General features: G+C 47.9%; 16 protein-coding genes and 1 tRNA gene. 11 read left to right on the top strand and 6 right to left on the bottom strand.

From position 1 onward, the window contains the following. Positions 1 to 191 precede the first annotated feature (191 nt). The 4 genes from QZZ54_RS00910 (at position 192) to QZZ54_RS00895 (ending at position 3,893) form a co-directional block, all read left to right on the top strand. On the top strand, positions 192 to 2,333 hold the full coding sequence (locus tag QZZ54_RS00910; RefSeq protein WP_290697277.1) for an AsmA family protein: 2,142 nt from the start codon (positions 192 to 194) through the stop codon (positions 2,331 to 2,333). Beyond that, positions 2,333 to 3,394 (top strand): A/G-specific adenine glycosylase, encoded by a 1,062-nt coding sequence (gene mutY / locus QZZ54_RS00905; protein ID WP_290697274.1) that lies wholly within the window; start codon positions 2,333 to 2,335, stop codon positions 3,392 to 3,394. Before QZZ54_RS00910 ends, mutY begins: the two co-directional genes overlap by 1 nt. 57 nt (positions 3,395 to 3,451) lie before the next feature. Further along, entirely contained in the window at positions 3,452 to 3,724 is a 273-nt protein-coding gene (locus QZZ54_RS00900) for an oxidative damage protection protein (protein WP_290697271.1), read from the top strand. A 93-nt stretch (positions 3,725 to 3,817) separates the two neighbouring features. After that, a tRNA-Phe gene (locus QZZ54_RS00895) sits at positions 3,818 to 3,893 on the top strand. Positions 3,894 to 4,336: 443 nt separating this feature from the next. Here the strand turns inward: QZZ54_RS00895 and QZZ54_RS00890 are convergent. Then, the gene (locus QZZ54_RS00890) at positions 4,337 to 5,098 is read right to left on the bottom strand and encodes an NrdJb (RefSeq protein ID WP_290697268.1); all 762 of its coding nucleotides are present in this window, start codon (positions 5,096 to 5,098) and stop codon (positions 4,337 to 4,339) included. Positions 5,099 to 5,221: 123 nt separating this feature from the next. Then, positions 5,222 to 7,399: an adenosylcobalamin-dependent ribonucleoside-diphosphate reductase gene (locus tag QZZ54_RS00885; RefSeq protein ID WP_290697265.1), complete on the bottom strand. Its 2,178-nt coding sequence runs from the start codon at positions 7,397 to 7,399 to the stop codon at positions 5,222 to 5,224. A 526-nt stretch (positions 7,400 to 7,925) separates the two neighbouring features. On the opposite strand from QZZ54_RS00885, the gene QZZ54_RS00880 reads away from it, so the two are divergent. Continuing rightward, positions 7,926 to 8,306, top strand: coding sequence for a VOC family protein (locus QZZ54_RS00880; RefSeq protein ID WP_290697262.1), 381 nt, complete (start codon positions 7,926 to 7,928; stop codon positions 8,304 to 8,306). A 221-nt stretch (positions 8,307 to 8,527) separates the two neighbouring features. Here QZZ54_RS00880 and QZZ54_RS00875 read toward each other — a convergent pair whose 3' ends face one another. From QZZ54_RS00875 to QZZ54_RS00860, 4 genes are all read right to left on the bottom strand, one after another. After that, positions 8,528 to 8,977 carry a GNAT family N-acetyltransferase gene (locus QZZ54_RS00875; RefSeq protein WP_290697259.1) on the bottom strand — a complete coding sequence of 150 codons (450 nt, stop codon included), beginning with the start codon at positions 8,975 to 8,977 and terminating at the stop codon, positions 8,528 to 8,530. 124 nt (positions 8,978 to 9,101) lie between these two features. Further along, the gene (locus QZZ54_RS00870; protein ID WP_290697257.1) at positions 9,102 to 9,854 is read right to left on the bottom strand and encodes a GNAT family protein; all 753 of its coding nucleotides are present in this window, start codon (positions 9,852 to 9,854) and stop codon (positions 9,102 to 9,104) included. 385 nt (positions 9,855 to 10,239) lie between these two features. Then, a complete protein-coding gene (locus tag QZZ54_RS00865; RefSeq protein WP_290697254.1) occupies positions 10,240 to 12,078 on the bottom strand; it encodes an SLC13 family permease in 1,839 nt (612 codons plus the stop codon). A gap of 247 nt (positions 12,079 to 12,325) precedes the next feature. Continuing rightward, a complete protein-coding gene (locus QZZ54_RS00860) occupies positions 12,326 to 13,387 on the bottom strand; it encodes a TRAP transporter substrate-binding protein (protein ID WP_290697251.1) in 1,062 nt (353 codons plus the stop codon). A gap of 183 nt (positions 13,388 to 13,570) precedes the next feature. On the opposite strand from QZZ54_RS00860, the gene QZZ54_RS00855 reads away from it, so the two are divergent. The 6 genes from QZZ54_RS00855 to QZZ54_RS00830 all read left to right on the top strand — a co-directional run bounded on the left by QZZ54_RS00855 (position 13,571) and on the right by QZZ54_RS00830 (position 23,365). Further along, positions 13,571 to 15,514: an ATP-binding protein gene (locus QZZ54_RS00855; RefSeq protein ID WP_290697249.1), complete on the top strand. Its 1,944-nt coding sequence runs from the start codon at positions 13,571 to 13,573 to the stop codon at positions 15,512 to 15,514. After that, positions 15,511 to 16,866 (top strand): sigma-54 dependent transcriptional regulator, encoded by a 1,356-nt coding sequence (locus tag QZZ54_RS00850; RefSeq protein WP_290697247.1) that lies wholly within the window; start codon positions 15,511 to 15,513, stop codon positions 16,864 to 16,866. The genes QZZ54_RS00855 and QZZ54_RS00850 overlap by 4 nt, the downstream gene beginning before the upstream one ends. Before the next feature lie 198 nt (positions 16,867 to 17,064). Further along, complete coding sequence (locus QZZ54_RS00845; protein WP_290697244.1) at positions 17,065 to 18,045, top strand: TRAP transporter substrate-binding protein; 981 nt, start codon at positions 17,065 to 17,067, stop codon at positions 18,043 to 18,045. Positions 18,046 to 18,102: 57 nt separating this feature from the next. Further along, positions 18,103 to 18,621 carry a TRAP transporter small permease gene (locus tag QZZ54_RS00840; protein ID WP_290697242.1) on the top strand — a complete coding sequence of 173 codons (519 nt, stop codon included), beginning with the start codon at positions 18,103 to 18,105 and terminating at the stop codon, positions 18,619 to 18,621. Continuing rightward, positions 18,621 to 19,928, top strand: coding sequence for a TRAP transporter large permease subunit (locus QZZ54_RS00835; protein ID WP_290697210.1), 1,308 nt, complete (start codon positions 18,621 to 18,623; stop codon positions 19,926 to 19,928). The genes QZZ54_RS00840 and QZZ54_RS00835 overlap by 1 nt, the downstream gene beginning before the upstream one ends. A gap of 248 nt (positions 19,929 to 20,176) precedes the next feature. After that, positions 20,177 to 23,365 carry an NAD-glutamate dehydrogenase domain-containing protein gene (locus tag QZZ54_RS00830; protein ID WP_290697207.1) on the top strand — a complete coding sequence of 1,063 codons (3,189 nt, stop codon included), beginning with the start codon at positions 20,177 to 20,179 and terminating at the stop codon, positions 23,363 to 23,365. Positions 23,366 to 23,389 lie beyond the last annotated feature (24 nt).

The raw sequence follows: 23,389 nt of genomic DNA, 5'->3' as shown, positions 1-23,389 counted from the left end.
ACATCCAATACCGTCCTAAGGCATGCTCTGAAACTCTTCCCAACTTACTGATTTCATTTACGGTTAATCTTTGGTCTGTAAAATCGTTCTGCTACTATGTTGTTAATACTATTTTTTACTAAAGCTGTTTTACCGACAGATGTGTTTTACCGGCTAATGCTCTGGATAGACAGATAGCCCAAGGAGAATTCATGAAAACGCTGTTAAAGATTTTTGGTGGTCTGATCGCCCTGCTACTGATCGTAGTTGTTGCAGGCGGAGTCCTGCTGGGGATGTTCTTCGATCCGAACGAATATAAGCCAGAAATCAAAAAACTGGCGCTTGAGAAAGGCGGCGTCCAGCTAGAGATCAATGGTGATCTGGGCTGGTCTGTGTTCCCTTGGCTGGGTATCGAAATTAACCAGATTAAAGTTAACTACCCCGGCAAACCACCGCTGGCTGAGCTGAACCAGGCACAGGTATCGGTAGAACTGCCAGCCCTGCTGTCCGGTAACGTAAAGATGAGCAGCGTTCTTTTGGACGGCCTGACCCTGAATTTGGAAAAGAACCAGGACGGCAGTACTAACTGGGCAGTCTCCGGTTCCGGTCAAAAAGACTCTGGTACGGTTAAACATGATACACCCAGCTCCGCTGAAGCAAGCGGTGGCGCGGCGCTCGCGCTGGACATTGAAAGTATCGCCATCACTAACGGTAATATCAGTTACAGCGATGCGGGTCTGGGCAGCAAAGTTCTGTTGAAAAACTTCACCATGACCTCCGGTAAAGTCACCACCGGTAAGCTCTTCCCGGCGGAACTTAGCTTTCAGGCAGAACAGTATCAGACAGACCTGCTTCAGCTGACCGTTGATGCGGTCCTTTCCGCAGAGTTCTTCCTCGACCTAGAAAATCAGCAATACCAGATCAAAGGGCTTGAAAGCACCCTGGGCCTAACTGGCGTACCGTTCAACGGAAAAACCGTCAATGTAAAACTGAACGCCGATATTGACAGCGATCTGAGCACTGAAACAGCCAGCCTGAAAGGGATGAGCCTCACGGCAGCCAACCTTGTTGCTAGCGGCGATGTTAGCGTTAAGAGTTTCAGCAAGCCGGAGATTACCGGCAACCTGAAAGTCAGCCATTTCAACCTCCAGGAGTTACTGGCCGCACTCGGCCAACCGGCAATTGAAACCACCGACCCTGACGTACTCAAAGCTATTAGCTTCGACGCCCAACTGGGAGGCGCACCTAACACCCTGGGGCTGAACAAGATGAGCCTGAAGTTGGATGACACCAGCTTCAACGGTAACTTCGCCATGAATCTGGTAAACGGCTCTATCGCCTTCAATTTGAAGGGCGACAGCCTTAACGCCGACCGTTACCTACCTCCTGCTACAGAGCAACCAGCAGACACCGCATCTACCGGTGGTTCGGCCAAGTCCACCGGCTACTCTAAAGAGCCTGTGGTGCCTGTAGAACTACTTAAAGGGCTGGAGATGGATGTTGATCTGGGGCTGACAACGCTGCTGATTAATGGCCTTACCCTGAGCAATCTTGAACTGGCGACTAGTGCCCACGGTGGGCTGGTAAATATAAGCAAGATCAACGCTGATATGTACAGCGGCACGCTACGCAATTCGGTCGTTGTCGATGTACGTCAGTCACCGACTAAACTCACCGTAAAGAAAAGCATCACAGGCATTCAGATCGGCGACCTGTTGAAAGATATGGCTGACGTTGACCGTCTAACCGGTACTTTCAATACTCAATCAAATATCACCGCCCGGGGCGAGTCAGTACATTCGATCATTAACAGCCTCAACGGTAGCGCTAAAGTCACTATGCCAAACGGTGAGATTAAAGGGATCGATATTGCCCAGACTATCTGCCAGGGCTTTAACAACGTCGCATCGCTCACCACGACGGCCGATCAGGTTGATCGTTCTACCCCATTCGCCGACCTGAGCAGTAATTTCAAGTTCATTAACGGCGTCGTAAGCAACCAGGATCTGATTACCAAACTGGACGCCATTAGTCTGCGCGGTAAAGGCAAAGTCAGCCTGCCTGCGCAAAATCTGGATTACCGTCTTGGCCTGACCATCGAAGAAAACCTGTTTAAGAAAACCTGCGCCGTCAATAACAACCTGGAAGGGGTTGAGTGGCCGGTTAACTGTAAAGGCAGCTTCGATACTGAACCCGCTAAACTCTGTCGTCCGGATGCCAGCGTACTGAAAGATTTACTCAAGCAGAAAGCCAAGAAAAAAATTGAAGGCGCGCTCATGAAAAAGCTGGGTGGCGACAGTGGTAGCAAAACAGAGGGCGCTAAAAAACTGCTGAAAGGATTGTTCGGTAACTAATGACAGCTGAACAGTTCTCCCAAGCTGTGCTGGTCTGGTTTGACCAGCACGGCCGTCACGACCTGCCCTGGCAGGAAAATAAAACCGCCTACTTCACCTGGCTCTCTGAGATTATGCTACAGCAGACTCAGGTCGCCACGGTGATCCCCTATTTTGAACGATTCCGGGAGCAATTCCCCACGGTTGAAGAACTTGCCGCTGCCGATCAGGATGAAGTATTGCATCTCTGGACCGGACTGGGTTACTACGCCCGCGCCCGTAACCTACATAAAACCGCAAAGATCATCAGCCAGGATTTCGGTAGCCAGTTTCCCGAAACGGTTGAAGAACTAGAACAACTTCCCGGCATCGGTCGTTCCACCGCCGGAGCAATTCTGTCGATCTCCACCGGCAAACGGGCTGCGATTCTCGATGGTAATGTTAAGCGGGTTTTAGCCCGCTACTACGCAATCAGTGGCTGGCCCGGTACCACTGAAAACATTAAACAGCTGTGGCATTACGCCGAACTAAACACCCCGACTGAGCGGGTGGCCGATTACACCCAGGCAATGATGGATATGGGGGCGACTCTCTGTACCCGGAGTAAGCCCGCCTGCCTGCTCTGTCCACTGCAAAAAGGCTGTCAGGCTTATATGCAGGGACGCGCAAATGAACTTCCAGAGCCTAAACCGAAAAAAGTCATACCGGTTAAACAGACCCTAATGCTGCTCATTCGAGATCAGCAGGGACAGGTTCTACTGCGTCAACGCCCCCCAACGGGAATCTGGGGCGGCCTGTGGAGTCTGCCGGAAACCTCTGACCTGCGCGACGCAGCTCTGGAAACAGGCCTGCCAATCGACCCTGACAGCGCCACACCGTTAGAACCGGTAAGACACACCTTCAGCCACTTCCATCTGGATATCACCCCGGTACAGGTCTCCCTGTTAGATAAAGAACAGAACAAAGACCTTACAAATCATGTCATGGAACAGCCTGCCACTCTCTGGTATAACTTGCACCAGCCACAGAAGGTCGGCCTGGCCGCCCCCGTGAAAAAATTACTGGGTAAACTAAAGAGCTAAGCTTCTAGACTAAGAAAGAAGCATTTAGCAACGCTCAGAACAACGTTGGAGAAGAAGATGACCCGCACCGTAATGTGCCGCAAGTACAAAGAGGAACTGGAAGGGCTGGCAAATCCCCCTTATCCGGGTGCCAAAGGCCAGCTGGTATTCGATACCATTTCGAAAAAAGCCTGGACCGAGTGGACCAACCACCAAACCATGCTCATCAATGAGAAACACCTGAGCATGATGGACCCATCTACCCGTGAATACCTGCAGCAAGAGATGCAAAAGTTCATGGATGGCGAAGACTACGAGAAAGCAGAAGGTTACGTTCCGCCTTCTAAATAAGCGACTTGGCAATATCTGTGATAAAAAAACGATTAAATGCGGTGTGTTTGTTGACAGCGCCGCCTGAAATCAGTTTAATACGCACCTCGTGTTGCCCGGATAGCTCAGTCGGTAGAGCAGAGGATTGAAAATCCTCGTGTCCTTGGTTCGATTCCGAGTCCGGGCACCACTTCTCATTTAAGCCTTGCAGTCAAATGTAGGGCTTTTTTGTGCCTGGAATTTGATCTCTCTCTGATCGGGACGACCTCAGATACCTTCCACAACCTCCTGCTCCTTACTGCAATTCACAACTTTTGTTTTTCGACTAGATAAACAGTCTTTATACTTTATCTTATAGCCTCCTTGCGCCTACTTCTTAATTGCCCCCAAATCCTGTGGATAACCCTGTTCGCAAGATGAGTATGAACCGCGTCCTGACTGAATAGGCATGACCATGGGCCTACCGATCAATTTCTAATCAAAACAAATCTAATTCAACTTAAAGCGCTGTTGTCAGAAAATAGAGAAGAGGCCATTAGCCTCTTCTTTGATCTGATTCTTCATGATTACCTAATGCCGTCATTCATCAGGTGAGAATCAAAACTACTTGCCTTGTGAGCGATTAAACCGCGCTTAGCCACACTTAGAATCGCCGCAGCTAAGGCAGGTCGCGCAACCATCCATTAATATAGCGGCTTTGGTATGACATTTATTGCACAACTGGGCGTTAGCAGGAAAGCCGCCGTTATCGTCATTCACGGCGCTGTTACTCACTAGCTCTTTCTGTGTAGTATTCCTTCGGTCAAACTCCGCACGCTTTTCATCAAGAATTTTTTGTTGATGAGGATCTATTGATTGATCTTTTATTAAACCGATCATTTTTAGGTGGTTCTCAATTGATTCACCAATTTCGGCGACTAATGAGGGCATGAACTTACCGCCTTTTTTAAAGTAGCCGCCTTTAGGGTCGAATACCGCTTTTAGCTCTTCAGCCATAAAGGTGACGTCGCCACCTTTACGAAATACAGCTGAAATGACTCGCGTAAGTGCCACCACCCACATGAAGTGATCCATATTCTTGGAGTTAATGAATATTTCGTACGGATGACGTTGTTCGTGCGGTGTATCTTGATTGAGCACGACATCATTTATGGTGATATACAACGCATGTTCAGACATCGGGGTTTTTATTTTATAGGTTGAACCCATAAGAAAGTCTGGGCGACTTAGGTTCTCATGTACCGTTTCCAGGCACGGCTCAGCCTTCTTCTCTAGCTTATGCTCTGCTGCTTTTATAGCGGCCTGTGCTTCGACGGTATCGAGGGCGGTAATGACTTTATAACTAATGATGGCTTGGTCAATTTTCATGACCGTTTTCTGTTCTGTTGATGGCATTTTACTGTCCTCTTTGCTGCTTACTTCTGACCGTTTTTCATAAGATAGCAGTCAATATTTATGTGCAGCTGCAAACTTCCACATTATTTCAACAACCTAAGCACCTGATATATAAGGTTAATATTAAAACTTACCGTAGTAGCCTTCTTTTAGTGCATCAAAAAGATTAGCCGCTGTGTGTGACTCACCATCGTATTCAACCTCATCATTACCTTTTAATTCTACGGTGCTGCCATCTGCCAGCGTAAACTCGTACAGGGTATTTTCTAGGTCTTGCTCTTTTACCAGTACACCTTGGAAAGCCTCGGGATTAAAACGAAAAGTAGTACAACCTTTTAGTCCTTGCTCATACGCATAAAGGTAAATATCTTTGAACTCATCATATGGATAATCGGTGGGCACATTGGCGGTTTTGGATATTGAGGAGTCTATCCATTTTTGAGCTGCTGCCTGTATATCGACATGTTGCTTTGGATGAATATCATCAGCACAGATGAAATAGTCGGGAAGCTGTTGCTCTGTGTTATCGCTGTAAGGCATGGCCTCTGCATTAATCAGATGGCGATACGCTAGAAGCTCATAAGAGAACACATCGACTTTCTCTTTAGATTTTTTCCCTTGGCGAATGATATTGCGTGAGTAGTGATGCGCAAAGCTCGGCTCAATGCCATTACTGGCGTTGTTGCCTATTGATAGCGCAATGGTTCCTGTTGGTGCTATGGAACTATGGTGGGTAAATCGGCAGCCATGCTCTGCTAATTGCTTAACTAGCTCAGGTTCACTTTTAGCTATCTTTTGCATATAGCGGCTATAACGGGCGTGAAGTACTTTACCTGTCACTGAATCCCCTGCTTTATAACCATCATCGAGCATCTCGGGGCGTTTGCGTAACATCTCGCCAGAGACTTCAAACTGCTCCTCCATAATGGGTGCGGCGCCCTTCTCTTTTGCCAAATCTAGGCCTGCGCGCCAACCAGTAATGGCTAATTCTTTAGTCACTTGTTCGGTAAAGGTAACTGATGCGGCATCACCGTACTTCATTTTAAGCATGGTAATAGTGGAGCCTAGCCCAAGGTAACCCATACCATGGCGGCGCTTATGATTAATTTCATGACGCTGCTCTGCTAAGGGTAACCCGTTGATTTCTACCACGTTATCCAACATACGGGTAAAGATGGTCACAGTACTTTTAAAACTATCCCAATCAAAGCAAGCCTGGTTAGTAAATGGATCTAGTACAAACTTGGTAAGGTTAATAGAACCGAGTAAACAGCTACCATAAGGCGGTAGTGGTTGTTCTCCGCAGGGGTTCGTTGCGCGGATATTCTCACAGAACCAATTGTTATTTTGCTCATTTACCTTGTCGATCAGAATAAAGCCAGGTTCAGCAAAGTCGTATGTGGAACTCATAATGGCGTTCCATAGGTGTGTTGCTCTGACCGTTTTACTGATTTTGCAAGCCACCAGCCCTTCACTATTAGTGATATAACCTTGTTGAATCGGCCACTCTCGCCATAAGACTTGTTGGGAGTCAGCAAGATTGATGTTATCTCGTTGCTGTTCTTTTTCAGTCAGTGGAAACGCCAGCGGCCAGTCATTATCTGCATTGACGGCATGCATAAACTGATCGGTAATAAGTAATGATAGATTGAACTGCCGTAAGCGCGCATCTTCGCGTTTGGCTTTAATAAATTCAAGAACATCAGGATGGCCCACATCAAAAGTTGCCATCTGCGCACCGCGCCGCCCCCCGGCTGAAGATACGGTAAAACACATGCGATCAAAGATATCCATAAAGGACAAAGGTCCAGAGGTATAAGCCCCAGCACCTGATACAAAGGCATCTTTTGGCCGCAAGGTAGAGAACTCATAACCAATCCCGCAACCGGCTTTTAAGGTGAGTCCAGCCTCATGGTTCTTACCTAGGATATCATCCATGGAATCGTAGATAGTGCCCGATACGGTGCAGTTTATTGTTGAGGTTGCAGGTTTGTGTTGCTGTGCCCCCGCGTTGGAAATAACCCGACCAGCAGGAACAGCGCCATGGCGTAACGCCCATAAAAATTGCTTATTCCAATGTGCTTGGCTTTTTTCATCCACTTCTACCGCTGCCAGAGCTTTAGCAATACGAATAAAGGAATCATCAATGCAGTTGTCGAGCATGACTCCTTGCTTCGACTTTAAACAATATTTGGTATCCCAAATATCAAGGGATGTATCTTGCAGGGTGATTTCTGCTGTCGATAGTTCTGAGCTGTTTAACGGGCTCTCGAGCACGGTGTTTTCTAACAATGCGGGCATGCGTTTTTCCTCTGATATAAAAAGCACCTACATAGACAAGAATAAGAAATAGATGCATGCAAATAACTATATATTGACGTGAATATTATTTAAAACACCATATGTAGTATATGACTTGTATCAAGAAGGAAAAACAATCCACCTAGAAAATGATGATTTCAACAATATATCGGCGAAATTATTCGCGTTTATGCGGGTCAAAAATCAATAGAATCAGAGTGTTTAATTTATGAATTTACATGAAATATCTATTGGCACGGCCTAACGTCCCTTCTGCGCAGCTGAGCAATGAAACGGTGAAACGGAATAAAGCGAAGACTGTCTGAGCCCCGAGTTTATAGCTGCAAGCGACTACCCTTCGGGCCAGCTGAAGCGGTTCCGGCTTCGCCTGTCGCAGCGCCGTTTCTAAGTGAAACACGCAGGGTAGTCGGCAAAGTAGACTAAGCAGTGGCTCTTACTTCAATTGACCGGTACTCTGGGTCTAGCTAATTTTGACACATTAAACTTATCATCGAGGGTTTTAGGAATGTTCAGTCATATCATGGTTGGTGCAGACGATATTCAAGCGTCAAAGACTTTTTACGATGCGGTTTTAGGCGCTTTGGGCTACGAGCCTGGCGTGATGAGCACTGAAGACCGTTGTTACTATCGCAGCGAAAGCGGCGTCTTTGCAATCACCAAACCTATTGATGGTGAGTCCGCTAGCCGCGGTAATGGCAGTACTATCGGTTTTACAGCCGAAACGACTGCAGCAGCTGATGCCTGGCATGCGGCAGGGATCGCTAATGGAGGCTCCACATGTGAGGATGCTCCAGGCGTACGTAAAAATCCAAATGGAGGTCTCTACCTCGCATATCTGCTTGATCCCTCCGGTAACAAGATATGCGCGCTTAAGAGGATGGGTTGAAATCTAGGCTAATGAATAGCCCGATCGCAGAATAAGCTCAGAGAAGAGGCTAGAAGCCTCTTCTCCTTTTTCTGTTTTCTAACTCTGTTTACCCCGACACTAGAAACGGAGAGATCATTAAAAAGCCTGACAACAGCTCAACTTGATGCGTCCGTAATTAAAAGCCCCTGAATTCATATCGAAGAAACCAGGGTTAGAGTCGACTTAGAAATCCTAACCTCTCAGTTAGCGTTCATTTGATAGGTTAGCCACTGTGTTTTATCTGACAGGCGATCATAGGCGGCCCGTCCCCGGTAATTGTTCTCCGCCGTTATCCAACGAACAAACGGCCAATTGTTCGATTGCGCTTCTTCTTTCAGACACTCGAACAACTGATCAACTACCCCTTCGCCACGGCAATCAGGGTCGATATAAAGGTCATCTAAAAAGCCAACGGCAGCCCCTCGAAGCGGTGATGGCATCTCCCGATAATGCATCAGCCCTATTCCATCGCCATGCTCATTTTTGGCCATCAATGCAAAGAATCGGTTTTGCGAATCAAAGATCCACTGCCATACCTGATCAAGAGTTTGTTGCTCCATCGGCATCTGGTAAAAATCGGCATATCCTCGATAGAGTTTTTCCCACTGCCCACGGTCACCTAAGCTCAAAGCAGACACAGTAATCGTCATTTTCATCTCCTTACACAGGGCAGGTCTTTACGCTGCGTTTTGTTATTCACAATCCAGAAAACAGGCCGATTCAGAGTATTTTTATGAATATTTCTAAACGCCCTTCACTGCACACTTTAAAGAATCAGGTTCGGCTCCAGGCATCCGCCCCACGATGTTGGATCATCTGTGACAATGAATTGATGACTCGCCCTTCTACATCAAAGTTATCCTTAGCCAACCAACTTTCGATCAGTTCCCGCACTACTGGCCACTCGTTATCCAGAATTGAGTACCAGGCGGTATCTCTGTTTTTACCTTTAAAGATCATGTGATTGTAGAAGATCCCTTCGAATCTAAAGCCTAGTCTGCCGGCGGCGGAGCGGGAGTTCTCATTCAGTGAATTGCAACGCCACTGCATTCGACGATAACCGAGATCATCCATGGCGTATCGGATCATTAAATAAAGCGCTTCAGTGGCCGCCTGCGTCTTTTGCAGTTGTGGTCCAAACCAGATATGACCGATCTCAATCACCCCGTTAATTGGGTTGATGTCCAGAAAGCTGGCCTGACCGCAAACCTCGTTACTCGCTTTACAGCGCAGGGCAAAGAATATTTGGTTCGGATCGGCGCTCTGCTGCTTTATCGCAGCGGTATAACTGCTCAAATCTGGCCAGGGCCCGTAGGCCAGATAGTCCCATATTTTCAAACCCTGTTCTGAATCATGACTAGCCTGATACAGCGCTTCGGCATGCTGATCGGAGCGCATCGGCTCAAGCACTACGTATTCCCCTTCAAGCTTAATACGTGCAGGGGCAAGTGCTGGAGGGGGCGTGGTAACTTCGGCGCCACTCAATGGCCGCAAATAGACATTCTCTTGCAATGTTTCAGTCGTCATAATATTTCCCCTTTCATAACCTGCGCATGGCAATGAGCGTTCGAGTTCATACACTGAAGACTAAATCTAATAATGGATCTTTTATAGCCCCAATATCTACAAATAATTAGGATCCAATTTTTAAGTTTAGTTTGTTGAATATTGGCACCAGATAGCGCCAATCTCGTTTTACTTGAAAGCGGTAATCTGTGACGAAGAAAACAAACTGAGATTGACTAGCTAATAGTGGACACTATTCAGCGTAAAAGATTGGGGTTAGAAACTACTGAAATCTAGCCCAGCGGATCTGCCTGTGAGGCAAACGCGAAGCATCTACATCTAAGCACTCTCGAATCCTATCGTTTCGGGCCATCGACTAAGGGCTGCTATGTCGAATACATCTACATCACCCAACCGGATAAAATACCGGTATCAAAAAACTCAGAGATAACCACATTATAATTGTTAGCGGGATACCGACTTTTAAAAAGTCATTAAAGGTGTAGCCCCCTACGGTCATTACCAGCAGATTGGTCTTATAAGCCATTGGCGTGGCATAGCTCATATTGGCACCAAACAACACGGCCAGCACAAAAGGCTCTAGTGGCATGCCTAATTGATTGGCTATCCCGATCGCTATGGGTGTGCCAATCACGGCTGCAGCATTGTTTGAGACTATATTGGTCATCACTGCCATCAGTAACATCAACCCGCTTAACTGCATCGTCACCGACATATCCGCCGTCAGATAGACAAAACCGGCCGCCATCGCATCGGCGGCGCCAGTTTCAAGCATGGCAAACCCCAACGCTAATGATGCCGCAACAATCAGTATAATCTGAGTATTGACGGCCTCGGCCATATCTTTCCAGCCCAGGCAGTTTGTCAGTGCCAATAACAACACGCCACAGACGGCACTAATGGCGATGGGCAAAATACCCAGCGCCGCTATACCAACCACCGCGATCATAATCATTAATGCCAGCGGCGCTTTCTGGGAATGGGGAATGTGAGACGTGGCATCGAGCACCAGTATCTTACCTTGCTGCTTAAGGTCTGCGATTGTTTCACTCGCACCTTGTACCAGCAATACGTCGCCTACCTGCAACTGCGCATTGTCTATATCCGCCACGGCTTGGCGGCTCTGCGGGCCGGAGCGATGCAAGGCCAGGATCACCAGTTGGTATCTATCAGCAAAGCGTGTTTTTGAAACGGACGTGTTTAATAGTGGCGAGCCCTGGGCAATGATGAGTTCCGCCAATTGTTGATCTTCTGCCTGCAAAGGATGGTCTTCATCTATTTTTATATCACTACTGTATAAATCGGCATCCAACAGCTTTTCATAGGTTTTTAGGTTTTCCGGACTATCACTCACCAGCAGTTGATCTCCCTGATTCAGGGTCATTTGCCGAGAGGGTACGGTCAGCGTATCGCTACCAGCCCGTTTGACAAATTTGATATTGACCAACTTATCTGTCTGCTCGATGATCTCTTCTAGTGTTTTACCCTCAGAAAAACCATCTTGATTAATATGTAACGCGGCGGAAAAAACCCGTGGCGACGCATCCCCAAGTTCCGACTCTCTATCGGGTAGCATTATTGGCGCCACCAGCCATAAGTACATGATTGCCAACATGCTGCTGATTGCTACGGGCATCATAAACTCAAACATGGAAAAGGGGTCCATCCCCATGCTGACAGCCACCGAGACCACCAGCAAATTGGTAGACGTGCCGATGGTGGTGCCCATGCCCCCTATCAGAGTGGCAAAGCCCATGGGCATCAGAATTCGTGATGCCGATGTTTTGGTGCGCAACGAAACACTGGTAAGAATAGGCAACAGTAAAATAACAATAGGCACGTTATTAACAAACGCACTCAATACAGCACCGACTATCAAGGTTAGTAAAAAGGAAAGTTTTGGTGAAACCTCCCATAGGCGAGTCAAAGCCCTGCCAACAGGTTCAAGGGCGCCGGTTCGGGCCAGCGCGTGCCCTATTATCATCAACGCAGTAACCGCGATTAAGGCTTCATGTCCAAAACCGGAAAAGAAATCTACGGCATGAATGGTTTCGCCATCAGCAGTATAGGGGAAGAGTTGGAAACCGGTAGCCAGAGCGGCTAAGACAAATAAACTGGATGTTTCCAGCGGTAGCCAGTCCCGGGTAAAAAGAAACAGAGCCAAAGCTGTCAGTAATAAAACGGCAACGGCATGAGCATTCAATACTATGTCAGCGGGCATCATTATATGCGCTACTCGATCTGTAAGGCGTCTAATGCAGTGTAGCAAAGTCAGTAGGGGAAACTACAGATTACAGAGATAAACGAGGCCAGAGCAAAAGTCTATACGACTTCCCCGCCGAACGGCCATCAGGGCCAATACGCACATCTTCCGACTGTACGCTTCGATCTCCAGCATATTAGGAGGCATCATCGCTCAAACAGAAAATTGATAACAGCAGAGTATTAACGGAAACCCCGATAACTCTGGATTACCTGGCTTTCGCCTCTGCCCTCAAATCAAGGACTTTTCCTACCGTACGATTCCAGTTAGCTGCACATTCCGGCCCGCAGCGCTCCGCCCAACGCGGTAAGATTACCTCCGTAGCAATTTGGTTACGGACAATAAGGTCGGCATCGGAAGGCTCTACCAGCTTCATCTTGCCTGTCTCACCAATAGAACAAGGGCCATCTGACAGACAGGCCAGTGCAATGGCATCTTCCGTCGCGGTTTCCTGCCACATTTTTTCAGTTAAAACTGAGATTTCATTTTGTAAAAGCGTCTTTTGTTTATCGCTTAGCAAATTCCACTTATTCATATTCATTGCGCCGAAGGCAAGCCCCCAGCCCACCCGTAAAGTGAACCCATAGGAAGCCACCTTATACAGCTCTCCGGTATAAGCTGACATCGTGCCGGTAATGACGCAATCAACGATGCCTTTTCTGAGAGCATCAGGCACATCATTAAAAGGGACACTTACTGGAATAGCTCCAATACCTTCAACAAAATCCCCCAACGTCGTCAAAAAGACTCTTATCCGCTTCCCTTTCAGGTCTTCAATATTACTTATCTTCTGGTCACACCAAAGCATCTGACTTGGGAAGGGATATAGCATCATTAGTTTTGCATTATATTTTTCCGCAAAGGCGCGTTCGAGTGTCGGAAAATAAGCATTCGCCACCTGTTTCTGCACATCAATGTTTTGTACCAGTGAAGACAGATCTGCCCCTTCAAATATTTCACTTTCTGGTACTACATACCCCGGCAGACCAAAGGCAAAATCAAACACACCATTTTTTACCAGGCGCATGATTTCATAACCCTGTAAGCCAAGTTCAGTGTGCGGCTTAATTTCACCGATAATCTGTCCCTCGGTTACATCAGCAATACGCTGATTCCAGAAGGGCCCCTCGTGTTTTTGGTAATTGGTGAAATACCCCCAGGTACCTACAGCCTTGATGATGATAGTATCGCTCGCCGCTAAAACACCGCTAAAGCCTGCTACCGCCAGACAAAAAAGGAGTGAGACTGAGTAGTTTTTTATTGTTTTCATAAGCATCAGCTTATTCCACTGCCAGGATAATGTCTTAATAGGATTTTAAGGGTAGCCTTAATTATAGCGATTGCCTACAACCCGTTCACAGCGGATGATAATGTCTGCTTAGCAGAAGCATAATTTCTAATTAATCTCTGTTATGGCTATGATGCAACATAGATTAATCAAGGCATCCTTCATATGAAAAGTAAGTATCGGTTAGGAATTCGCGGCCGCTTTTTCTTAGCATTTGCCGCATTAAGTGCGTTAACTATACTCACAAGCATTATTAGCTGGATGTCGTATAACCGCCTCGGGGATGAGTTAAATCAAGTGGTTGAGGGGAGTATACATACCCTTAGCCTGATGGCTGATCTGAAAGAGCGTGGTACCAAAATAACCCTGATGGCCCCCACTTTACTCGCGGTGAAAGATGAACAGGGTCGTCAGAAAATCCGTGAGGATTTAAATCTCAATATAACCGGCATGGCTGATTTACTGCCGCAAATTTCTGCTGTCACACAGGACAATCAGGCGCAAAAAAACCTGTCTGAACAGATTGAAACATTAAATAGCACGCTATCCGAACTTGATAGAAACGTATTCCAAAAACTCGAAATACAGCAGAAAAAGAGCTCTGAAAACCAACGTCTCCGCTGGGTCGCCTCAAGTTTTTTAAGTGATATCAACAGGCTCATAGAAAACGAGCAGCAGTATCTGTTTAGCCTCTTCAATCAGGACTCTCCTGATTCTTGGATCTCTATGAACAACTTCGGTAGAGATGCCGTCAGCAAGATCAATGCTGATTTACAGGGATTGTTCCGTATCAAAGCTGATGCAAATCTGTTGATTAACTTAGTAGATCGGGCCCAGCACCTGCCTGATCTAAACTCTCTGATCGCAACCCAGGCGCACTCCGATGAGATTATCTTACGGATTAAACAAGATATTGATGCCGTAGGAAATCTACAGGGCATTCAGGCATTGAAGCAAACCATCGTAAATATCGTTTTTCTTACCCGGGGGGAAGACAATATGTTTACCATCCGTAGTAAAGAACGGGCCATTCTACAATCCGGTGAGTTGCTGCTTAGTCGTATCAGAGAAGAGCTGGGCAATTTAAATCAACAAGTTGCTGTGCAGACAGATAAAACAGAAGCCGCCGCTCAAGTCTCAGCACAAAGTGCCCGGGAAACAATCAAGAAAGGCCGTATTTGGATGCTGTTAATGGTCGCCGCTAGTTTATTATTCTCTATCCTGATTGTGTGGCTGTATGTAGGCCGAAATATGGTCGGAAGAATTACTAGTCTGGACGCCAGTATGCGCTCGATTGCCAATGGCAATCTGGATGAACAAGTTCAGGTTAAGGGTAGCGATGAGATTGGTACTATGGCGCGCTCATTAGTCAGTTTCCGCGATCAGCTAACCACTCTACAGGAAGATCTGGTACAGGCCGGTAAGCTCGCGGCACTGGGCCAGCTATCGGCAGGTATAGCCCACGAAATTAATCAGCCATTGTCTGCAATTGGCCATTACTCGCATAACGGTTTGCGGCTGATAAAGTCTGGCCGATTGGAAGAGACTGAGAAAAATCTTAATCAGATTTCCAACCTAACTAAACGCGCAACCACCATAATTACGCGCCTTAAGTCATTAGCCCGCAAGCAACAGGACAATCTGGTGATGGTCGATCTGCGACTGGTGGTGGATAACGTCTTATCAATGCTTGAAGGTGATGAGGTAAGAAAACTCACATCGATAAACGTTAGTTTTGATCATGACCGTAATCTGGTTAATGCCGATGCCGTGCAACTTGAACAGGTTGTCCTTAACCTGATCACCAATGCTCTGGATGCCATTAATGATCAGCCAGAAAAGCTGATAACGATTGACTGCCTGCATCAGCAGGACTGGTTTGAGGTCCATGTCCGTGACAACGGCCCCGGAATTAGCAAAGAATTACGCGAACAGATCTTTGAACCATTTTTCACGACTAAGCGCCGTGGGCAAAGTCTGGGACTGGGTTTATCTATTTCCTACAACATAATAAAAAGTTTTGGCGGCAAGCTAACCGTAGATGATGGATCGGGAAGCGGCGCGTCATTTTGTATTCAGTTACCAGAATTCCGGAGAAGTAAGTCATGAGTTCAGCCATATCTGATGGCCAGGTAATAGTCATTGATGATGAAGAGATTGTCCGTGAATCAATGATTCAGACACTTCAGCTTGAAGACTATAACGCCACCGGGTTTGAAAACCCCCAGAGCGCAATTGCCCAATGCTCAACAAGCTGGCAAGGGGTCATTATCTGTGACGTCCGTATGGATATCATGGGCGGGCTCGATGTATTGCAGCTGATCCTCGAAATTGACCCGGAAATACCCGTGATCATGTTTAGCGGCCATTCGGATATCGCTATCGCGGTTCAGGCAATACGTCTGGGCGCATACGACTTTCTGGAAAAAACCGATGACCCTCAGCACCATCTCAATACGGTACAGCGGGCCTGGAAAAAACGTCAGCTGGTACTGGAGAACAGACGCTTACGGCAAGCGATACAAGGTCAACACGAAATTGATAACCGCCTGGTAGGGCAAAGCGCAACCATAATGCGCCTGCGTGATACCGTGTTACAACTGGCTCAGGTCGATGTGGACCTGATCATCAACGGTGCCACAGGTACCGGCAAGGAAGTTGTTGCGAAGTGTCTGCATGATTTCAGCCCGCGGGCCGATAAACCTTTTGTTGCGCTTAACTGCGGTGCGGTAACGGAATCAGTCATAGAAAGTGAGCTGTTTGGCCATGAGGCCGGTGCTTTCACCGGGGCAAACAAAAAACGCATCGGTAAAATAGAGTATGCCAGCGGCGGCACCCTGTTTTTGGATGAGATCGAAAGCATGCCCGCTTCACTCCAGGTGAGGTTGTTACGAGTGTTACAGGAACGAACTCTGCAACGCCTCGGTGGAAATGCCGAAATTGAGATCGATATTCGGGTTGTTGCGGCATCGAAGGTTAATCTGCGCGATGCCTCTGATCAGGGAATATTTCGGGAAGACCTCTATTATCGCCTGAATGTAGCCAGTATTGAGATCCCTAACCTGGATCAGCGTAAGGAAGATATACCCGTCCTGTTTTGCCATTTCGTCGAGCAGGCTAATCAGCGTTTCGGACGTGAAAACAGACCGATTCCTGAACTTTTATTACAGAAACTTCGCACGCAGAACTGGCCGGGCAATGTACGTGAGTTACGTAATGCTGCGGAACGCTGGACGCTGGGGCTTTCGATCGAAACCGATGCGGACAATACCCAGACAATCAAGTCGGGTAATCTGGATGAGCTTATAGATAACTATGAGCGGGAAGTTATTGCTGCGGCCCTGGCAGCGAATAACGGCCATGCCGAACTGACCGCCGAAGCCCTGGGCATCCCGCGGAAAAAGCTCTATTTGCGAATGAAAAAGCATGGACTGGAACGGAGTAACTTTGTCGGCGAATGAGTTAAAACTGACTCATGAAAAGCACGTGAACTGAGTCAAAATTGACTCACGCAAGGTTTACCCTCATACGATTTAAAACACAACTAATTGTTTTATAAGTATATTATTTTATTTTTTAGGTCTGGTACAAGGATTGCAATTACTAAGGTAGCAAATGCCCTTGGTATCGCTAACCAACCGTTGACCTGGAGAATAATAATGAAATTTGTACCTAAGAAAACCACTGTCCTGCTCGCATCCTTACTCACACTAGGAGCAGTGGGTAGCGTTTCAGCAGAAACTCAGTGGCATATGCCAACCCCGTATGGTGATGCTAACCTGCCAACCCAGATCGCCCACCAGTTTGCCGAAGAGATCAAAAGCAACACCTCCGGAGAGCTGGATATCGTGGTTCACTCCGGTGCTTCACTGATCAAACATCCTGAAATTCCCCGTGCGGTGAAAACCGGTCAGGTTCAGCTGGGCGAAGTGTTTATCGGTATCATGGGTAACACCCACCCGGTCTTTAAGCACGATAATATTCCTTTCTTAGCAACCACTTATGATAGCGCTGAAAAACTCTGGGACGCGGCCAAACCTGAGGTAGAGAAGCAACTTAACAAAGAAGGCATGATGTTGCTATATACCGTGGCATGGCCTGCTCAGAGCCTCTATACCAAAGCTCCGGTTAACTCTTTAGCCGATCTGAAAGGATCGAAGATGCGCGCCTACAGCCCTTCTACCTCACGTCTGGCTGACCTGATGAACACCTCACCAACCACGGTTCAGGTACCTGAAATTCCTCAGGCATTCAGCACCGGTATCATCGATGCGATGATCACTTCACCTTCTACCGGAGTTAACGGACAAGCCTGGGATTATCTAAGCCACTACACCGATGTACGCGCCTGGATACCTAAGAACGTCGTAGTGGCAAATAAGCGCTCTTTCATGCGCCTTGATAAGAACACTCAACAGGTCATTCTTGCTGCCGCAGCTAATGCTGAAGCTAAAGGCTGGGCGGGCGTTCGGGGTAAGGCTCTGGAAGATACAAAAACTCTGGCTGAGAAAGGGATTGTTGTCTCCGAGCCGTCGGCAGAGCTGATGGCTGAACTGAATAAGATCGGCGCTACTATGATCGAGGAATGGAAAGCAGAAGCACCTGAAGTTGAGGCAATACTGTCCAGCTTCAATCAGTAATTTTCGTCGCCAACAGGCCCTGCTGAATTAGCAGGGCCCATTACAGAGGTTATTACTATGCGCTCTCTACTCGATAAGCTTTATTTAGTATCCGGGTACTTGTCGGGGTTCTGTATTGTCCTGATTACATCGATTATTACTGCACAGATTGTCGGTAGGTTATTTGGTTTTATTGTGCCTTCTGCAGAAGATTTTTCCGGTTACGCACTGGCCGCTGCCACCTTTTTCGGGCTTGCTTATACCTTTCGTCAAGGCGGGCATATTCGGGTCACTCTGGTTATTCAACACTGGACCCGGGGCTCTCGCTACATTCAAGAATTAATCGTACTGCTTTTTGCACTATTTCTGGTCAGTTTCATGTCTTTCTACTCGGTTCATATGGTTTGGGAATCTTACATTTTTGAGGAGGTCTCTTCAGGGTATGTATCTATTCCAATCTGGATGCCTCAGGTACCTGTCGCACTGGGCATTCTCATGTTAAATATTGCAATTCTGGACGATGTCGTTGCGCTGCTAAAACGCCAATCCCCCTCCTATAGAGTCCACGAAGCCGAGCTTCATCTGGAGGAAATCTAATGGATATTACAATTATTGGAGTCTCCCTGGCGGTATTCATGCTGCTAATGCTGGCACTGGGTGTCTGGGTTTCATTAGCGCTGTTTGGCGTTGGTGTATTGGGCTTGCTTCTGTCGGGGAATGATCAGATCGGTTTGCTCTTTGCTACCTCAACCTGGGGTGCCAGCACCTCATGGTCACTGACCGCATTACCGCTCTTTATATGGATGGGAGAGATACTGTTTCGGACTCGCCTTTCCGAGGACCTTTTTAAAGGGCTGTCACCCTGGCTAAGTGGATTACCCGGCAAACTACTTCATGTAAACGTACTCAGCTGCGGGATTTTTGCTGCGGTTTCAGGCTCTTCTGCCGCCACAGCCGCAACTATCGGTCGAATGACACTGCCAGAGCTCAAAGCGCAGGGATACAGCGATCGTATGGCGGTGGGAACACTCGCCGGCTCAGGTACGCTTGGGTTGCTGATTCCACCGTCGATTATTCTAATTGTTTATGGTGTTGCCGCTGAGGTTTCGATTGGTCGTCTGTTTATCGCCGGCGCCCTGCCCGGATTATTGCTGGTGACTCTATTCATGGGCTACACCATCATCTGGGCACTACTGAACAAAGACGAATTACCCAAGCACGATAAAGAACATGTGTCTTTTGCAGCCAAGCTCAAAGCTCTTAGACTGTTATTGCCCATCATGGGCCTGATCGGTTTTGTACTAGGCTCCATCTACGGAGGCTTAACCACCCCGACCGAGGCTGCGGCTTTGGGTGTTGTTGGTGCACTGTTTCTGGCTGCTGTCACCGGCTCACTGGATACAAGCAGCTTCGGTGAAAGCCTTACCGGCGCTGTAAAAAGTTCCTGCATGATAGGGATGATTCTGGCCGGCGCACACTTTCTCACCTTAGCAATGGGCTTTTTGGGCATTCCCAGAGCGTTGGCAGAAGGGATTGGGCAATTATCTCTCTCCCCTGGCGTCTTGCTGATTTATCTAACCGTGCTGTTTGTCGCGCTGGGCTGCTTTCTGGATGGTATTTCGGTGGTGGTTCTTACCGTTGCTGTGGTGCTGCCGATGGTGCAACAGGCTGGTATCGATCTGCTCTGGTTTGGTATCTATATCGTTCTGGTAGTCGAGATGTCCCAGATCACCCCTCCTGTCGGCTTCAATCTATTTGTGATTCAGTCGTTAACCGGGAAAAACATTCTCTACGTAGCCCGCGCTGCGTTACCGTTCTTCCTGCTGATCTTGTTCGCCGTGATATTGATCTATCTGTTTCCTGAAATTGTGACCTACCTGCCGATGTCCATGAGCCAACGATGATTAAAAGAGGGCCGCTGTCCCGGCCCTCTGGTTAACCCTATACCAGACTAAATCTTCTCAGCAACCAGCCATATACCCCGTTTATTTAAACGGGCAAGGGAACTTGCTACCTAAAAAAATGAAGAGCCCGGCTCAGGAACACTGAGTGTTTGAATCTGACGCCGACATGCATCAAGACAAAAAAATTAACGTATTTATTTCAAAGATATATCTGGGTTTAAGTACCCGTAAAGAGGTTTAAACAGGTCATGAAAGCGCAACTTGATAAGAACAATAATAAGATCGAGGTTGATAAGTCACTGATTCACAGCTGTCGATTTGGTCAAGTCTTCCCCTCGGAGCAAAGTATAGAGCTTTCGGTTATGGGTAATGGTGCTCTTGTGGTCTTGTCAGACCTGCTGCCTATGGTCGAAAACCTCGGCGTCGTTGTGCTGACGTCCACCAGCCAGACCGACGAATTAGCCTGGCAGGTAAAGCTGAAACTGCGCCCTCAAGAACAGCAATTGCTCTCATCAAAAAAGATGCAGACTCAGTTTTCCGAGACCTTGCTGGCCATCTCCAAAAGGGCGGTCGATAACGATGGTTTTAATAAACTGATTACACTTTGTGACTTTGAACTGCGTACTTGCGTGCTGTTCCGATCGATTGCCCGCTATCTGCTACAGATCAATCTCCCCTTCAGTCTGACCTATATGGAAGCCACTCTGTGTCGATATCCAGATATTGCCACCATGATTGCCGAACTCTTCATCCTCAAATTCGATCCAAATAACCCGGCCTCACAGCAACGCCTGGACGAAGTGCGGACAAATCTGAATGGCCTTATAGAAGCTGTCGAGTCGATCGATGATGACCGTATCCTCAACAGCTTTATCGAAGTGATCGAGGCGATGGTGAGGTGTAACTTTTTCTGCGAAGAGATCTGGAGTGATAACGCACGCTGTCTGGCGTTTAAATTATTACCCGCAAAGATCGGCATGATGCCAAAACCGGTCCCTGCTTATGAGATTTTTGTCTTCGGTCCGACGGTTGAAGGGGTGCATCTGCGGGGCGGCAAGGTCGCCAGAGGAGGCCTGCGCTGGTCTGAGCGTATGGAGGATTACAGAACCGAAGTACTGGGACTGGTCAAAGCTCAAATGGTCAAGAACGCGGTAATAGCACCAACCGGCGCCAAAGGTGGTTTCATCTGCAAAACCCTGGAAATCAGCACCGAGCCTGAAGAAAAGGTGCAACAGGTTCGTCAGGCATACTCGACGTATATTCGCGCCCTGCTTGATCTGACCGACAACCGTGTGGATGGTTGTACTGTCCCACCAAAAGACGTCATCCGTTACGATGATGACGATGCCTATCTGGTCGTGGCTGCGGACAAAGGTACCGCTACCTTTTCTGACACCGCCAACGCGATCGCTTGCCAGCAAGGTTTCTGGCTGGGAGATGCCTTCGCCTCGGGAGGTTCTCAAGGCTACGACCATAAAAAAATGGGGATCACCGCGCGGGGCGCCTGGGAGTCAACCAAACGACTGTTCAAAGAGCTGGGACAGGATACTCAGACCAGCCCGTTTACCGTAGCTGGAATCGGTGACATGTCCGGGGATGTATTTGGTAACGGTATGCTGTTATCTGATCAGATCCAACTGATCGCAGCCTTCAATCACCGACACATCTTTATCGACCCCAACCCGACTCCCGGCATCTCATTCAATGAACGGCAGCGGCTGTTTAAGCTGCCCCGCTCGTCCTGGAGTGATTACAACCCGGCGCTGATATCTGAAGGGGGCGGAGTATTTTCACGCGCTGCAAAAAAAATCCCGCTATCGGCACCGATTCGCCAACGACTGGGACTGACCGACAAGACCCAACAGCTCTCCCCTGATGAGTTAATTCGCGCGATCCTGCAAGCAGATATTGACCTGCTATGGAACGGCGGGATCGGTACTTACGTCCGCGCCAGCCATGAAAGAGATCAGGACGTAGGGGATCGAGCCACCGATACCGTTCGGGTAAGTGCATTGGAGCTGCGCGCCAAAGTGGTGGTAGAAGGCGGTAACTTGGGGCTCACCCAGCAGGCTCGTATTGAATTCGCCCGTTGCGGCGGTCTGATAAACACCGATGCGGTAGACAACTCTGCCGGCGTCGATTGCTCCGACCACGAGGTCAATATCAAGATTCTGCTTAATCCACTAGTCGATGCCGGGCGCATAGATATAACCGAACGCGACCGTCTACTCGATGAGATGACCGACGAGGTCTCTGCACTGGTACTGCGTAACAACTACCAACAGAGCAAGATGCTCAGTCAATCGAACCAAACAGGGCCTCTGTTTATCGCTAAACATGCGCAGTTGATCCAGTTATTGGAGCGTGAAGGGCGGCTTGATCGGCAAATGGAACAACTGCCCGACGATGCAGAAATTGAACAACGAATCGCCAAGAAGGAAGGGCTGACCCGTCCTGAAATTGCGGTACTACTAGCCTATAGCAAGAGTCGGTTATTTGAGCAATTGATTGCGACAGATGTGATCGACGACAGTCAAATCGCTGCAGAGCTGTTTGGTTATTTTCCGACCTTGCTACAGCAGCAGTACCGCAACGAGATAGCTACACACCCGCTTCGTAAGGAAATACTCGCCGCGCAACTTACCAATCAGGTAATGAACCGCATGGGCTCGACCTTTAGTATCTTGCTCCTTGAGGAGGTCCAGACTAATTGTGGGCAATGGATTCGATCTTATACTGTGGCACGAGAGGCGTTAGGCGTTTCGGATATAGTCAAAGAGATCGACCGGATGGGCTTCACTATCACCAACGAACAGCAGATGGCGCTACAGTTACAGATCCACCATCCGTTGGAGAAAGCCACCCACTGGTTACTTAAAAATGCCGACTGGTCGATGGAAACACCGGCAATTATCGCTCACTTTAAACAAGCGGTTGGCCATACCTACGAACAACTAAACAAGACCTCGTTTAATCAGAAAACGGCGGCCGAAAGCGATACAGTCCACACACCTCAGAGTGTAATGCAAACCAAAGTCGAAGCACTTGAGTTTCTTTACTACGGGTTTGATATAGCCAGGATTGCGGCCATAACCGATTGCGGTCTCAATTTCGTTGCCGCTGCTTTCTTTCATCTGAACACGCAACTGGACCTCTTCTGGTTACGACGCGAGATCAACCAGTTACCGGCTGTGGATAAGTGGCACCGTAAAGCCAGACAAGCGCTGGTGCAGAACCTTGATGCCGAGGTACAAGACAAAGTTATCCAGGCGATAAAAGCAAATCCAGGCTTAGATAACCTTGCCGATTTTTCAGCACACATCTCAGAATCAGTCATCACCGGACAATTGAAAGAGCTGATGGGCGATATTAAATCTGAGCCCCGCAGAAATATAGCCATGATCACGGTTGTGGTTAATAAGATTAGCGAATATTAACTGATCACTTATTGCTCAAAAATA

It is taken from the genome of Amphritea sp. (assembly GCF_016744155.1).
Lineage (GTDB): Bacteria > Pseudomonadota > Gammaproteobacteria > Pseudomonadales > Balneatricaceae > Amphritea.
The sequence above is the reverse complement of the archived record's forward strand: the minus strand, read 5'-3'. Positions and strand labels throughout refer to the sequence as shown.